The organism is Veillonella rogosae JCM 15642 (assembly GCF_002959775.1).
GTDB classification, from domain to species: domain Bacteria; phylum Bacillota; class Negativicutes; order Veillonellales; family Veillonellaceae; genus Veillonella; species Veillonella rogosae.
Map to the genome: position 1 here is coordinate 281842 of NZ_PPCX01000010.1, position 13233 is coordinate 295074.

Below are 13233 nucleotides of genomic sequence, written 5' to 3' on the forward strand. Positions count from 1 at the left end.
ATTTTGGAAGAAAGGAATTCAAAAAATGACATTCACTGTAAAAGTATTGTTACAAAAATAATAGGAGGTATGTATTATGTATTGTTTTACTCTTACAGTATATATATTATATTGTTATAGGGGAAAAGAGGGGAAAAGATGTTAGATAATGTTATTTTATTGTTAATAGTATTGTTATATATAAGAGAAGTGATAGTAGCTAATAAAAATTAAAAGGCGGTCGATTATGTTCGGCCGCCGTTTATTGTTTTGATGTAGTTGTTCGTATTCAAAAATCAGATTAAAGAAAATATGATCATCGGCAAATACATACCGACGCATATTAAAAATAATATAATCATTAATTCACCGTCCATTAGTATCTCCCTGTAGAATAACACATACTTGTTTAAGGGCTTCGACTAGGATATATTTAATAGCTCTAAAAGTACATCCTTTATTCTGTGTGTAAGATAATTCCCAATTACTTGCTATTTGTACTAAAGGTATGTCGTTTAAATAATAGTTAGTTAATAATAACTTATGGCGGGCATCCTCTACCTGGTTAATTGTATTAATAACCTCTTGTTGAATTTTAATATACTCTTTTTGCGACTGTACTTCTTGACGCCTATATTCCTGGAGTAAGTTCTGTAGTTCCTCGTCGTCGAAACGTGAGATATCTTGATCGTATAGTTTAGTTAATGCATTCGACTGTTTAAGGTTAATCTTAGCCTCTTTATACCGTTCAAGATATTTTCTGGCTAAGTTTGTATTGTAATAAGGATGGTCTTCATTAAAAAGAGGTTGCTCTAAATAGTTATTAGATTTATCTAGGAGTTCTTTAATAAGATTCTTTTGTTGTTTTGTATATGTCATAGTATTCCTTTAGATATTATTTAGTTAAATAAAGAAATGATGAAATAAGCTAATAAAAATATGAATGCCAGCGCCCCATATACGAGGGCTCTCAAATAGAAAGTCGATACGATAACGATGTTGTCGTTAGCATGGTCTATATAAATATTAGGTTCTTCGCCAGGACGTTGTCTTCTGATTTTAAGATTCATGATTATTTCTTCTCCTTTGTCATGCTTTCGCGTAGCTTAAATAATGCTCGGCTTTTAGCTTCATGTACTGCACTAGGTTTAATACCGAGTGTTTTAGCAATTTTATTCGACGAATACTCTTTATAGTAGAATAATTCGATAACAGCCTTTTCTCGTGCAGTTAACGATGATAAATCGATGCTTGGTGGTGTAAGGTCTTCGAGTACTTGATCGAGTGCTTTTTCTGCTGTCGGATCTTCGATTTGAGATAATCGAGAGGTTTCGCCTTCCCCATCATTTTGTAACCGATCTAGTTCTTCGACTGTAAGGCTATTTAATATTTCGATAACATTAAACTCCTTAATGCCTGTGATTTCGGAGATAGCGTCTGTCGTAATTGGCTTATTGAGTCTTGTCAGAAGGTCTTTTGCCTTATTAATCTTTTTAAGCTTTTCGACAGCCATAGCGGGAAGTCTAATCGTTTTATTCCGCCGTAGATAATAGCATATTTGCCGGAAGATGCCATTTCTTGTGTATGTCGTAAACGATGCTTCTTTTGTATAGTTATAGCTTTCAAACGATTCTAGTACTGCGATCATTCCTTCTTGGAAAAGGTCTTCGATATCGTCGGCATCTTTATAGATAGAAGCGATACTGATTATTTGTCCTGCTTGATTAAGTACTAAATCTTCTTTAATTTCTTTTTTGCGCCTTAAAGATGGTGTTTTATGATACTCTTCGAATAGAGCTTTTTCTTCTTCCTTAGTAAGGTATTCTGTTGTTGGTATTAGATAAGATAGTTTCATAATATTAATAGTGTTTCCTTTAATAATGTAGTAGAGCCTAATAAATAAATGGGATATGGCGTCGTCCGCACTTAAAAAGAAAAGGCGCCAGAGTTGATTGTCTCTTGGCGCCTGATCTAAGGTTATTAAATTGTCTTCGCTGTTCGCCATTCAGTGGTATATTACGCACTGAATGATGGTCTTAAGCGATATTTTTAATGAAATTTTGATGAAGTTTTATTAATCCATGCAATAAAAGTTTGTCGTTACTCTAAAGCCTTTCTTATCGGCCAAAACATTAACTTCTTCATTATTCTCATCTATATAAAAGAATTGATATTGTGTCTCTTTTCGTCCTCCAGGTCCTATTGGATGTAGTACTTTAACGTCGAGATAGCTATGTTTTATCTTTTTGATATTTAATAACTTGTCGATAGCTCGTATTGGAGTATATCCATTAAATTTACAAGCCATTAAAAGCCCTTCAAAATCTTGTTTTGTTAGCGTAAATATCTTACTCATGATAATACCTATTATTGTATAATTATTGAATTAAGCTGTTTAAACGGCTATTTCTTCTGGTTTGTCAGCAAATTTAAAACCTAGCACTATTGTAATCTCGCCAGTTAAACCTACATTGATTTTCACAGTATAATTAATTTCATCAATATTTAATAAGATATTTATGGTTTCTACTTCCATTTCATCAAACACTAGATTTTTTCTTCTTTTTACATTAACATCTAACAATTTGATATCTAATCGTATTCTTTTTAGGAGTTGTTTTACCTTAGCTTTAACACTACATCCCTTATCGGTGTCAATAAGACAATAAATATAGTCTCTAGTAGTAAATAAAGATCTTACTGTATCAGCGTTGGCATAAAAAGCGAATAAAGTTTTTTCTGTGAATGTCATTTTATCTGGTTTCATAGTATTAGTCCTCGTTCTGTGTCGGCATATTTAAAAAATCAAAAGTTGTTTCGGCCATAATTTCATATATACCAGGTAGTCGTGCCGCCTGGAACTGATATTTACCGTCTTCAATAATTGCAAAAAAAGCTTTAGAATATCCATTGTCATTTTGCAATATATAAACATCGACTACATTAAGGTCTTTGAGCGTTTTTTGTAGGTCGTCTTTAAAGGCTTGTTCTAGTGCTTCTTTAGATGGATAGTCTTTATGATGTATCCAGAGAGATGATTCTTTCATAAGTGCCTTAGAGATTTTATTTTTAGTTTTAGTTAAATATCGGCTCTCTTTACTAATTTCTTTTTCTGTCATTAATTGTTTACCTCTTCTATTGTTACATATACACCATAATTTAAATTATGAGACATGCCGGCTTTATAAATTACTCCGTCTTTATCCTTAACTTTGATATAAGCGGCATATAGCTCTTGCATTTCATCGGGATTCTCTATGATAGAAGTATATATAATTGTAAAATCTGGTAAGAGATCTTTTATAATGCCGTCAAAAACAAATCTTAATTGCGAAGGCGGTAAATTATTGCCTATTAGTCGATGCTCCTGCACTGCATATACAAGTTGTTTTTTTATAAGCTCTTTATTCTCGTTCATATTTAATACCAGCCTCTATTCTTTTAACTTCGTCTCTACTAAAATTTCCATCATTGATCGCCAATTTTAGAGCTTTAAACTGCTCGTCACTAAAAAATAACTCCGAAGATAATGGAAACTCAAAAAATACTTCTGAACTTATTTTTGTATAATATGGCATATGAATTATAGGATTAACCATATACATGCAGTCCTTACTTTTCCCTATTTTCTTTAATATTTTGGCTTTTTTAGCACAACGAATAAACTGTTCAGCTGTTGTTTTAGACATATTAAATGGCTTATCTGCTAAAAGCCCTTTTAAGCGATCAGTGTTTAAAAAATCATTAGGATTTCTTCCGACGATAATATTATTAGAATTTACATAACAGCCTATTCTTGCTAATGCAGAAATAAAAGAATCAAAACCATTTCTTTTTTTGCCAGCACTTGAAGCTTCTAGTATCGCATATGATTCAATTAAATTATATAATTCATTTCTTCGCTTAGTTTCGTCTCGAGTTGTTAAGCAATAATTGTTTAAGTTTATAGATTTACTATTGCTGCTAAAAAGTTTTATATTAAATCTTTTTCCATATTCAAAACCAAACTTGTCTCTTTTTAAAGGACGTTCTTTATTTTCTTGTTCTTCTCTGATATTTCTCTCCGCTATAGCTTCGGGACTATCTAAAGATGGAACATAAGTCTTTTCGACCTCATCAAATAGATCAAATGTTTCTGTTAGTGGCATATATTGTTACCTCGTTAATCTAAATCTTACTACTAAGTTTTCTTACCCAAATGGGTAAAGTTACAGTCATTTTCTTGCCTAAATAGGTAAGGTTGAAATTGTGGATTAAGCTAGATTTTATCTGGCTTTTAAACGATTTTAATGTATTGTTACTATATAAGAAACTTAATAGCATATTTCTTTATTAAAGGTTTACTACTAAGTTTTCTTACCCAAATGGGTAAAGTGTTGACTAATATATTGCCCAAATGGGTAACCCTTCCAATGCATGATAAGCTAGATTTTATCTGGCTTTAAAACGATTTTGATGTATTATTTGCTATATAAGAAACTTAATAGCATATTCTTATCGTTAATTATTTCTTTATGCAAATGCATAAAGTTAAGGATTGTATCTTATGTAAATGCATAACCCTCCAAATAGGCTTCAAGCCAGTAGTTGCCTAGCTTTGTTAAGCTTCTGAAGTTTTGCGCCTATAAGTATACTAAAAAGCAACTTTTTTAATCAGATCAAATTCGATACGTTGATCTACATCTAACATTCTACATATAGTATACTAAATATTTTCGTCGCCCGCAAGTCATTGACAATATTTTTTTTAAAAAAAACTGGAATATGTCCAGGAACATTTTTAATGCTTGAGGCGACGATCACTGTAGAATGATTATGAAGTGAGCGCCAGCGAACGAATAAATCATTCGGAAGTGTTTTACCTCTACGATGATATATTACTCACAAAAATATGAAGTTGTTACATTTTATAAAAAATATTTTTTGATGTAGTGAAATTAAATGAAACTGGCGAAGCGAACGAAGTGAGCGAGTTAGTTTCATTAGGAGGAGCGAAGCGACTCTTTAGATGTAGTTAATAAGCTGTTTTAGCTACATATGATGTCGTGTTAGATAATAATGTTGATAGTAGTATATTATTTAGTTTAACTAAAAATCTTGTATAGCTTTAAGTTATGGCGACACTAATTTTATATTAAAAATGTTATAGTCGATATTAAAGTTGTCGCTAGATACAATATATTATAGCCATAACTTTTATATATGGCAGATGCATTCGGTATAGTTTAGATGAATAGTGCTTCTACATAGTATATTATGGTTATCGACAGGAAAACGGGGAAAATTATCTTATATTGTTTGATGCGGCCATGATGATGTAGTTAAATATCGATATGTAGTTTAGCTAGGATATATAGGTTTAGATAAATGTTGTTTATATAAAAAATGATATTAGATAATTTTAATGTTGGAGCTATTAGAATGTAGTGGAGCTGTTAATGGAATATTATTATAATGTTTAAGGTCGCCGCCATGTGATACGTTATAATCACGTCCGATGTATATTATGATAATCATTTAATAGCCATTATCGACATAATCAAAAGAATCTTTAAGCTATGTAGTTTTAGAGCATAGCCACGCTAAAAGCATTTCTTACATCATATTATCGAGAGTCACTAGATAATGTAGTAGGAGCTAATAATAATGGATTATATATTGTGGGTTAATAATGGCGGCTACTTTCTCTTCTGCAACGACATACGATCAGCAAATGTTTTATGTTGCCGGCATCAATAAAGTATCGACTACACAATATATTGCCAGGCATTCATTATCTAACAACATGGCCGCGAAATACTGCTTCTCATGTCGTATCGATAATAAGAACAGATGTTCGATGTATAACTACTTCCAGAACACTAATAGCAGCCGCCAGTAAACACTCCATAATAATCTCACCATTAACAGCTACTCCTACATTATCTAATTAAACTACATCTAGATCGAACATCACATATATCTAACGTTTAACAATAGCTATAAAATTCATTTATTTAAGCTATACGGAAGTTTTAAATAATGGCGATACATTTATACTGTAGCTATAAACAACTTCCAATACAGACGCTTTATTTAAATCGCTCAAGAACATTAACTACGGATAACCAATACTCGGCTTTACAGCCTCGGCCCGCGCTTACTGTCCAACTACATATATCTCAGATGCAGGAATAGCTATAAAATTCATTTATTTAAGCTGTACGGAAGTTTTGATATTAACCATGTATGATTTATCCTAACGTAAATTCTACCTCGATACAGAGCGACGTCAAATATTTATACATAACGAAAAAGATCCCCTACCTAGATTGCTCCAGGTAGAGGATAGTTTTTATTTTATAATGCTTCCATATCGGCTACTTCTGACGTTCTACACATAGCCGCTAGATTATTTGGATTTAAAGGATCGCTTAAGGTACCGAATACATCGCCATATAATTCCTTACCAGCTTTAACAGTTTTAGCTTTAGGATTGCCTTTAAGTAATCTGATACCGGTAGCAAATCCTAAGACCATCATAACAGCCGCCATATCTAAACTAAAGCCCATATTTTGATAACGTCGTAAATCGTAATTGCACATGCCGTAGTTAGTTAAGCCGTGTCTTTCGACTAACTCAACTAACGTCATATCAGTACCGAACCAGTTGATTCTAACGTTAGACTTCATGTTCCGTTGTTGCGTGATTCTGTCAGCCCAGCGGCAATTATCTGGGAAATAGCCTAAGTCGCCGTCGATACGATCGATTGTTAAGCCTTCTTCATAGGTATCATACATATCGTTATAAAAGCCTTCGAATGTCTCCCATCGTGGAGAATAGCCTTTCTTGCTGTATTTGTCATGTTGTGGCTGAGAAGGATTGTTACAACGATTCTTCATCTGTTTCCATTCTCGATAGAACTTAGTATTAGACATGCCGTGCTTAACATTCTTAGCGCCGTCTTTAAGCTTACGATTAGTCTTATTTTTATAATTGTTGGCAGCTGTTTGGAGGCCGCCAGTTAGCTCGTGTGTATTTTTCTTGCTAACTTCGCCAGTACTATTATTTTTAACAGTCCATACATGACCTTCACCTTTAATGTATTCATGGCTAATAATAGTGTATTCAGTTGTCTTGGATTGGATTCGTTCTTTAAGTGTCATTTTTGAAACCTCGTTAATTAAATAATAATGTGTCGCTTAATTTGCGATTCAATGGGATATTACCTACTTTTGTCATGAAGTTATGCGTGTCTAACTATATCAGTTTTGCATAGTTAATATTATTTAACCCATTTACGACTAACCTTATTAACGAGATATGCTTTAAACGCTTCAATATTAACGCTTTTCTTACGATGACTAAAAGAGATAACATTGTCACGATATTCTGGATCGATTTCCATTTGATGTACTAGTTCCGTCGTTTTAGTTCTTCCAATATCGAAGATTTTGCCCAAATCTGTAACGCTAGTCCATTCTTTTGTTGTCATATAGCTCCTTTTTACTAACACTGATGGAGTTATTATCTATCATAAATATATTATAAATGATCGTATGTGTTCAGTCAAGAACATGTAATTGACTTTATAAAGATTTTGTAGTAGTATATGTATATAGGAGGATTTTCACTATGAGAGCACACAAATTAAAGGATCTTCGTATCCAAAAAGGTTTTAATACTCACGATGCTATTGCTAAAGCTATCGAGGAGGAACTTCGGAGAAGAATTGTCGAGGATAAAGGCTCTAACCTTACGCCAGAAGACTTAAAGAATGCTTCTTTCAAAAGAACGTCTTATACTATGTTAGAGAATGGTAAGGTTAAATCGCCGCCTAAGCATATTATCGAAGCCTTATCTAAAATTCTTAATGTTGAATTCGATGAGATGAAGGATATCGTAATGCCGAAGGTCGATGAGTACAATAAGGAGCTATTAATTGCGGACATTAATAGGCTTCTCATCAATCTCGAGGAAACACAAGTACGAGCGTTATATACGATTATTTCGTCGATGAAATAACAGGAGGACTTAATGTTTATTGAGGAACGTAAACTAAAAAACGGTACTCTATCGTATCGTTACGGTGAGAGCTATAAGGATCCTTTGACAGGTAAGAATAAGAAGGTCTATGCTACATCGTCTAAGAATACGAAGGCTATTCATAAGGAGATGCAACGTATCTTATCCGATAAGATCGAAACGATACTTAATGGAGCTAACCATAAACAACAGATGACTATCGGCGAATTAGTCGACGAATTTGCTAATTCTGAACGTGGAATCCGAAAGGTTACGACACAGCGTAACATCGACAAATATGCCGTTATTATTAAAAAGTGGTTTAATGGCGACATTATAGCTACGCAATTAAAAGCTATTCATGTACAACGCATTATTAATCAGAAGTTGACAGAATTATCCTGGTCCTATGTTAAAGCTGCTTATGGATATTTAAGACAATCTTTTAAATACGGTAAAAGAATGGGTTATATTTCTAATATCGACCTCTTCGATGATGTCGTACTAAGAAAGCCGTCGAAGACGCCAGAGCAGCTACAGGCATCTCGGAATAAGTTTTTAACTAAGACCGAATTAGATACATTATTAAGTCTAGTCGATAAAAAGAATCATAGAGTCGCCACTTTATTTAAATTCTTATCCTTAACAGGCTTACGGATCGGTGAATTAAGAGCATTACGGACACAAGATTATAATGCTAAAGAAGCATATATCGATATAAATGCTACCTTATCTCAAAAGAATGAACGCTTAACTCCTAAGAATGAGTATTCAGCTCGAAAAGTATCGCTAGGAGAGCCGGCTCGAAAAATACTTGTCGAGTGGTTACAGCTAAACCATACACGCAAGCAAATTGTTCAGAATTATAATAACCCAGATAACTATATATTCGTAACAGATGGTGGCCAGCCATACGATATTCAGTTTTTAAATAAATTATTAAAGAGTATTCCATTCCATAAGCATGTATCGACACATACCTTTAGGCATACTCACATATCTTTGTTAGCCGAGGCTAATATTCCGTTAAAAACGATTATGGAACGTGTCGGACATAACGAACCTAAGACTACATTATCGACATACACTCACGTTACCGACGAGATGAAAGAGCAAGAACAACAGTTTTTAGACACACTATCTGTATGAGAAAAGCACCTTTTACGGTGCTTTTTTTATGTCTCGAAAAAGGGGAAACTACGGGGACAAAATGGGGAAAAATTAGCCACTTTTATACGATCATTCACGAACATATATAAACATATAAAAAATGCCAGAAGACTATGTGTTATCTACGTTTCTGTAGATTTCATAGCACTTCTGGCATATTCTCGTTTAAGTGGCGGAGAGGGTGGGATTCGAACCCACGGCCCCTTGCGGAGTCACTGGTTTTCAAGACCAGCTCCTTAAACCACTCGGACACCTCTCCATAACGGTATTATTATATCAGATTGGTCTAATAATAAGCAATAACGTAATAGTTAAGCAAGCAAAAAAGCTGGCTCATAGCCAGCTTTTTTCATGTGTATTTAATGCTTCCATATGTACTTATGGTCGCCATATATGTAGTGTTCCCCTGTACAGTTGATATGAATTCGAAATTTCAACTGTTCATCATCATTAGAACAAGTCTTTTTTCCACATACCAAAGATAGCAACGGCAGAGCAAATAATAGAAATAACGACAACTTTCACAAATCCGTCTGGATCATCTTGGAACGGCAAGTGTACATTTGTCCCCCACAAGCTGAATATGATGGTTGGCACGGCCATGGTAATCGTTAAGGTTGCCAACATTTTCATAACCATGTTGAGGTTGTTAGAGATGATAGACGTGAAGGCGTTCATCATGTTCATCAAGATATTGGAGTACATTTCAACCATTTCCATGGCCTGTTTATTCTCGATGATAACGTCCTCTAGTAAATCCTCATCCTCTTCGTACATTTTGAGCAAATGTCTATAAGAGCTATGTCCACGCAAGCGCAATAGACGCTCCATAACTGTACCATTCGTACGCAATGCAGAGGTAAAGTATGTCATGGATTTCTGTAATTCCAACAATTGGAAGAAGTCTTTATTCTTTGTAGTATGACGCAATTGAACTTCAATGTCGTCTGTACGGCGGTTAATTTGTTGCAAGTAACGCAAGAACATAGTCGCTGTGCGGTACAAGATTTGGAATAAGAAACGGGTCTTTTTAAACGTATAGAACGTAGAAATCTGATTGGAAATAAACGGATACAACACTTCAGATTCTTCGAGGCAGACCGTAATAAAGAAGTCCGGCGTCAAGAAGATACCAAGCGGCACTGTATCGTACATATCGTTACCGCGAACAACTGGAATGTTGATAACAACAAAGATATAATTGTCCTCTAACTCCACGTGAGAACGTTCTTCCATATCGAGGGCGGTCTTTAAAACGTCCGTTGGAATTTCTGTCAAAATATTGATAAGGGATAACTCATCGGGGTCTGGGTTCACCAAATTTACCCAAGAACCTTTTGTGGCATCTGATACAGTGCAGTCTGAAACTAACTCTTCTTCTATGTGTTTGTACACCGTGATCATGCTATCCCTCCTTCCAACGAACTTATAGTAATCATCTAATAAATTATATACTATTTTATAGCTATTATTCAATTCAATTGTGAAAGTTTTGTGTATCTAGAACATACATATACAGTTTTATGTCTATTTATGATGTACAAATGTATATAGTAAAAGTATCGTACATGTTTAATCCACACAATAAAATAACCTCTAAGTTAGTTAGTTACTAACCTAGAGGTTATTTATATCGGCCCTAATCATTCAGATCAGGATAATATAATTTATTTCGTTCCTCTACAGAGCTATAAACTCTGCTTTCACCTAATTGCGGCGCAAGATACGAATAGAGTTCAAGATACAAAGGATGGATACGCCAGTATCACCAAATACTGCCCACCACATGGATGCATAGCCCATGAGGCCAAGCGCCATGATAAGGATTTTTACAGCAATAGCGAATACTACGTTTTGCCATGCTACACGTAATGTCGCTTTGGACAAGTCAAGGATATGTGCAATAGCAGTCAAGGACGGACGCATGAATACAACATCTGCTGCCTCGATAGCCGCATCAGCACCACTACCCATCGCGCCACCTACATCAGCACCTGCAAGTACTGGAGCATCGTTGATGCCATCCCCTACGAACATAGTTGGACCATATTCAGAGCGAATATCTTGTACAACGGACAATTTATCTTGAGGCAACAACTGAGCACGTACAGCACTTACGCCAGTTTCTTTAGCGATATAATTTGCACTTGCTTCAGCATCACCTGTAAGCATAACAGTTTTAATATCTTGACCATTAAGATTAGCAATCGCTTCAGCAGAGTCTGGGCGAGCTTCATCGGCGATGATGATACGACCTAAGTATGTATTACCTTCTGCAACAAGAACTTCTGTGCCATATTCAGCAGCCTCTGTTGGATAGCCTTGCACATTATAGCGTTCCATAAGGCGACGGTTACCAATAAGTACTTGTTGACCATCAGTCATACCCACCATACCTTCACCAGCTAACTCTTGAACGAAATCAGAAGGTTCCACTGTAAGGCCTTGATCTTTTGCTTCAGACACGATGCTTGTTGCGATTGGATGTGTAGAAACGGCTTCGATAGCTGCCGCCATGGATAACAATTGACTGGAACTTACATGAGAGCCTACAGTTTCTACGCTGTGAACTTTGAACTCACCAGATGTGATAGTACCAGTTTTATCAAGAGCTACTGCTTTCACATTAGCCAACGCCTCGATAACGCGACCACCTTTTAATAAGATACCGTGTTTAGACGCATTGCCGATACCGGAGAAGAATGCAAGTGGCACGCTAAGCACCAATGCACATGGGCAAGAAATAACGAGGAATGTTAAGGCTGTGTAGATCCATTTATGCCATTCACCAGTAATAAGGGATGGAATGATAGCTACAGCCAATGCAAGAGCTACAACGATTGGTGTGTATACGCGAGCAAAACGCGTAATGAAACGGTCGATTTTAGGTTTAGAAGATGCTGCATTTTCCACGGCATCAAGAATTTTAGTAACCATGGATTCTTCAAGAACCTTATCTACACGCATTGTAATGCGACCAGATTCATTGATGCAACCAGACATAAGTTGAGTGCCAGGTACGGCGCGAACAGGTACAGGTTCACCTGTTACAGGTGCTGTATTAACGCGTGTTTCACCTTCAAGCACTGTGCCGTCTAGAGGAATTAAATCGCCAGGACGAACTTCGATAGTCCAGCCTACTTCAACCTTTTCAGGAGCCATAACTACGATTTCACCACCGCAGTCTGTATCTACAACCCGCACCTCCTGAGGACGCATATCGACAGCGTTCATGATTTCTGTACGACTACGATCAGTTGCTTTTTCTTCGAAGAACTCACCAATACGGTAGAACAAGATAACGCCTACGGCTTCAGGCAATGCATCGATAGCAATAGCGCCCAATGTAGCGATAGACATCAAGAAGTTCTCGTCGAACACTTGGCCTTTTAAGATATTACGACCTGCGATACGCAATACAGGGAACGCAAGAAGAATATAGGCAATATAGTAAATTGGAGTTTCGATAGACTCTGGCAAGCCGATGGACGGCACAAAGGATGACAAAACGTCATAAATCATAAATAACAAGCCTGCTACGATGACTGCAATTGTTACAGCATCACCACCACGATCCTGGTCAGGACCATGATCATCCATAGCCGCTTTAGATTTACGTTCATAATCTGCTACGGTTACGCCCTCTTCGATGGCATCACAAATGTCTTGAATGTCACGTTTAAGAGCTTCACGGTCTTCCCAAGAGCCGGTTAATTTTAATTGATGTGTAGCAAGTGTGAAATTTGCAGTCTCTACCACATCCATTTTACGGATACGATCTTCAATTTTTGCTGCGCAGTTCGGACAGTTCAAATTCTTCAATAACAATGTTTCTTCCATGATATCTCCTTTGATAATAGTGAAAGTTTCTATCCTGTATTGTAAGTTAATAGGTAATATTTTTCTAATACTTATTAGACATATCTTGTTTCATATTTTGTTATATATGTTCCTAAACATTTTTCATCAGATATTTTCATTTATATGAATACCTATTCATATGTTTATTTTAATAGAAGATATGGTGTATGTCAAGAAGAATTATCAAAATATCTATGATAATAAACAATAGTAAAATA

14 protein-coding genes and 1 tRNA gene are annotated in these 13233 nt (G+C 35.5%); 2 read left to right on the forward strand and 13 right to left on the reverse strand.

The annotated features are described in order from the left end of the window. Positions 1 to 345 precede the first annotated feature (345 nt). The 10 genes from VRHSUH09_RS06640 to VRHSUH09_RS06680 form a co-directional block, all read right to left on the reverse strand. Positions 346 to 858, reverse strand: coding sequence for a hypothetical protein (locus VRHSUH09_RS06640; protein ID WP_054747119.1), 513 nt, complete (start codon positions 856 to 858; stop codon positions 346 to 348). Between the two features lie 20 nt (positions 859 to 878). Continuing rightward, positions 879 to 1049: a hypothetical protein gene (locus VRHSUH09_RS10420; protein WP_167386484.1), complete on the reverse strand. Its 171-nt coding sequence runs from the start codon at positions 1047 to 1049 to the stop codon at positions 879 to 881. Positions 1050 to 1051: 2 nt separating this feature from the next. Continuing rightward, the gene (locus VRHSUH09_RS06645) at positions 1052 to 1834 is read right to left on the reverse strand and encodes a sigma-70 family RNA polymerase sigma factor (RefSeq protein ID WP_167386485.1); all 783 of its coding nucleotides are present in this window, start codon (positions 1832 to 1834) and stop codon (positions 1052 to 1054) included. Positions 1835 to 2053: 219 nt separating this feature from the next. Continuing rightward, entirely contained in the window at positions 2054 to 2335 is a 282-nt protein-coding gene (locus tag VRHSUH09_RS06650) for a hypothetical protein (protein ID WP_054747123.1), read from the reverse strand. A gap of 39 nt (positions 2336 to 2374) precedes the next feature. After that, on the reverse strand, positions 2375 to 2746 hold the full coding sequence (locus VRHSUH09_RS06655; RefSeq protein WP_054747125.1) for a hypothetical protein: 372 nt from the start codon (positions 2744 to 2746) through the stop codon (positions 2375 to 2377). A 4-nt stretch (positions 2747 to 2750) separates the two neighbouring features. Then, positions 2751 to 3098, reverse strand: a complete 348-nt coding sequence (locus tag VRHSUH09_RS06660; RefSeq protein ID WP_054747127.1) for a hypothetical protein — start codon at positions 3096 to 3098, stop codon at positions 2751 to 2753. After that, positions 3098 to 3397 carry a hypothetical protein gene (locus VRHSUH09_RS06665; protein ID WP_054747129.1) on the reverse strand — a complete coding sequence of 100 codons (300 nt, stop codon included), beginning with the start codon at positions 3395 to 3397 and terminating at the stop codon, positions 3098 to 3100. The genes VRHSUH09_RS06660 and VRHSUH09_RS06665 overlap by 1 nt, the downstream gene beginning before the upstream one ends. Continuing rightward, entirely contained in the window at positions 3384 to 4127 is a 744-nt protein-coding gene (locus VRHSUH09_RS06670; RefSeq protein WP_054747131.1) for a hypothetical protein, read from the reverse strand. Before VRHSUH09_RS06670 ends, VRHSUH09_RS06665 begins: the two co-directional genes overlap by 14 nt. 2191 nt (positions 4128 to 6318) lie before the next feature. Next, complete coding sequence (locus VRHSUH09_RS06675; RefSeq protein WP_054747134.1) at positions 6319 to 7125, reverse strand: hypothetical protein; 807 nt, start codon at positions 7123 to 7125, stop codon at positions 6319 to 6321. A gap of 119 nt (positions 7126 to 7244) precedes the next feature. Continuing rightward, the gene (locus VRHSUH09_RS06680; RefSeq protein ID WP_054747136.1) at positions 7245 to 7454 is read right to left on the reverse strand and encodes a hypothetical protein; all 210 of its coding nucleotides are present in this window, start codon (positions 7452 to 7454) and stop codon (positions 7245 to 7247) included. A 140-nt stretch (positions 7455 to 7594) separates the two neighbouring features. On the opposite strand from VRHSUH09_RS06680, the gene VRHSUH09_RS06685 reads away from it, so the two are divergent. Then, positions 7595 to 7984, forward strand: a complete 390-nt coding sequence (locus tag VRHSUH09_RS06685) for a hypothetical protein (RefSeq protein ID WP_054747138.1) — start codon at positions 7595 to 7597, stop codon at positions 7982 to 7984. A gap of 12 nt (positions 7985 to 7996) precedes the next feature. After that, positions 7997 to 9133, forward strand: coding sequence for a tyrosine-type recombinase/integrase (locus VRHSUH09_RS06690; protein WP_054747140.1), 1137 nt, complete (start codon positions 7997 to 7999; stop codon positions 9131 to 9133). 191 nt (positions 9134 to 9324) lie between these two features. Here VRHSUH09_RS06690 and VRHSUH09_RS06695 read toward each other — a convergent pair. The 3 genes from VRHSUH09_RS06695 to VRHSUH09_RS06705 all read right to left on the reverse strand — a co-directional run bounded on the left by VRHSUH09_RS06695 (position 9325) and on the right by VRHSUH09_RS06705 (position 12994). Next, a tRNA-Ser gene (locus VRHSUH09_RS06695) sits at positions 9325 to 9413 on the reverse strand. Positions 9414 to 9604: 191 nt separating this feature from the next. Continuing rightward, positions 9605 to 10558 carry a magnesium transporter CorA family protein gene (locus tag VRHSUH09_RS06700; RefSeq protein ID WP_105081733.1) on the reverse strand — a complete coding sequence of 318 codons (954 nt, stop codon included), beginning with the start codon at positions 10556 to 10558 and terminating at the stop codon, positions 9605 to 9607. Positions 10559 to 10861: 303 nt separating this feature from the next. Next, positions 10862 to 12994 (reverse strand): heavy metal translocating P-type ATPase, encoded by a 2133-nt coding sequence (locus tag VRHSUH09_RS06705; RefSeq protein WP_105081734.1) that lies wholly within the window; start codon positions 12992 to 12994, stop codon positions 10862 to 10864. Between the last annotated feature and the right edge of the window lie 239 nt (positions 12995 to 13233).

Bases quoted from the DNA above. Each gene is read 5' to 3' on its own strand.
- VRHSUH09_RS06640 (WP_054747119.1), bottom strand. From the start codon at position 858: ATGACATATACAAAACAACAAAAGAATCTTATTAAAGAACTCCTAGAT.
- VRHSUH09_RS10420 (WP_167386484.1), bottom strand. From the start codon at position 1,049: ATGAATCTTAAAATCAGAAGACAACGTCCTGGCGAAGAACCTAATATT.
- VRHSUH09_RS06645 (WP_167386485.1), bottom strand. From the start codon at position 1,834: ATGAAACTATCTTATCTAATACCAACAACAGAATACCTTACTAAGGAA.
- VRHSUH09_RS06650 (WP_054747123.1), bottom strand. From the start codon at position 2,335: ATGAGTAAGATATTTACGCTAACAAAACAAGATTTTGAAGGGCTTTTA.
- VRHSUH09_RS06655 (WP_054747125.1), bottom strand. From the start codon at position 2,746: ATGAAACCAGATAAAATGACATTCACAGAAAAAACTTTATTCGCTTTT.
- VRHSUH09_RS06660 (WP_054747127.1), bottom strand. From the start codon at position 3,098: ATGACAGAAAAAGAAATTAGTAAAGAGAGCCGATATTTAACTAAAACT.
- VRHSUH09_RS06665 (WP_054747129.1), bottom strand. From the start codon at position 3,397: ATGAACGAGAATAAAGAGCTTATAAAAAAACAACTTGTATATGCAGTG.
- VRHSUH09_RS06670 (WP_054747131.1), bottom strand. From the start codon at position 4,127: ATGCCACTAACAGAAACATTTGATCTATTTGATGAGGTCGAAAAGACT.
- VRHSUH09_RS06675 (WP_054747134.1), bottom strand. From the start codon at position 7,125: ATGACACTTAAAGAACGAATCCAATCCAAGACAACTGAATACACTATT.
- VRHSUH09_RS06680 (WP_054747136.1), bottom strand. From the start codon at position 7,454: ATGACAACAAAAGAATGGACTAGCGTTACAGATTTGGGCAAAATCTTC.
- VRHSUH09_RS06685 (WP_054747138.1), top strand. From the start codon at position 7,595: ATGAGAGCACACAAATTAAAGGATCTTCGTATCCAAAAAGGTTTTAAT.
- VRHSUH09_RS06690 (WP_054747140.1), top strand. From the start codon at position 7,997: ATGTTTATTGAGGAACGTAAACTAAAAAACGGTACTCTATCGTATCGT.
- VRHSUH09_RS06700 (WP_105081733.1), bottom strand. From the start codon at position 10,558: ATGATCACGGTGTACAAACACATAGAAGAAGAGTTAGTTTCAGACTGC.
- VRHSUH09_RS06705 (WP_105081734.1), bottom strand. From the start codon at position 12,994: ATGGAAGAAACATTGTTATTGAAGAATTTGAACTGTCCGAACTGCGCA.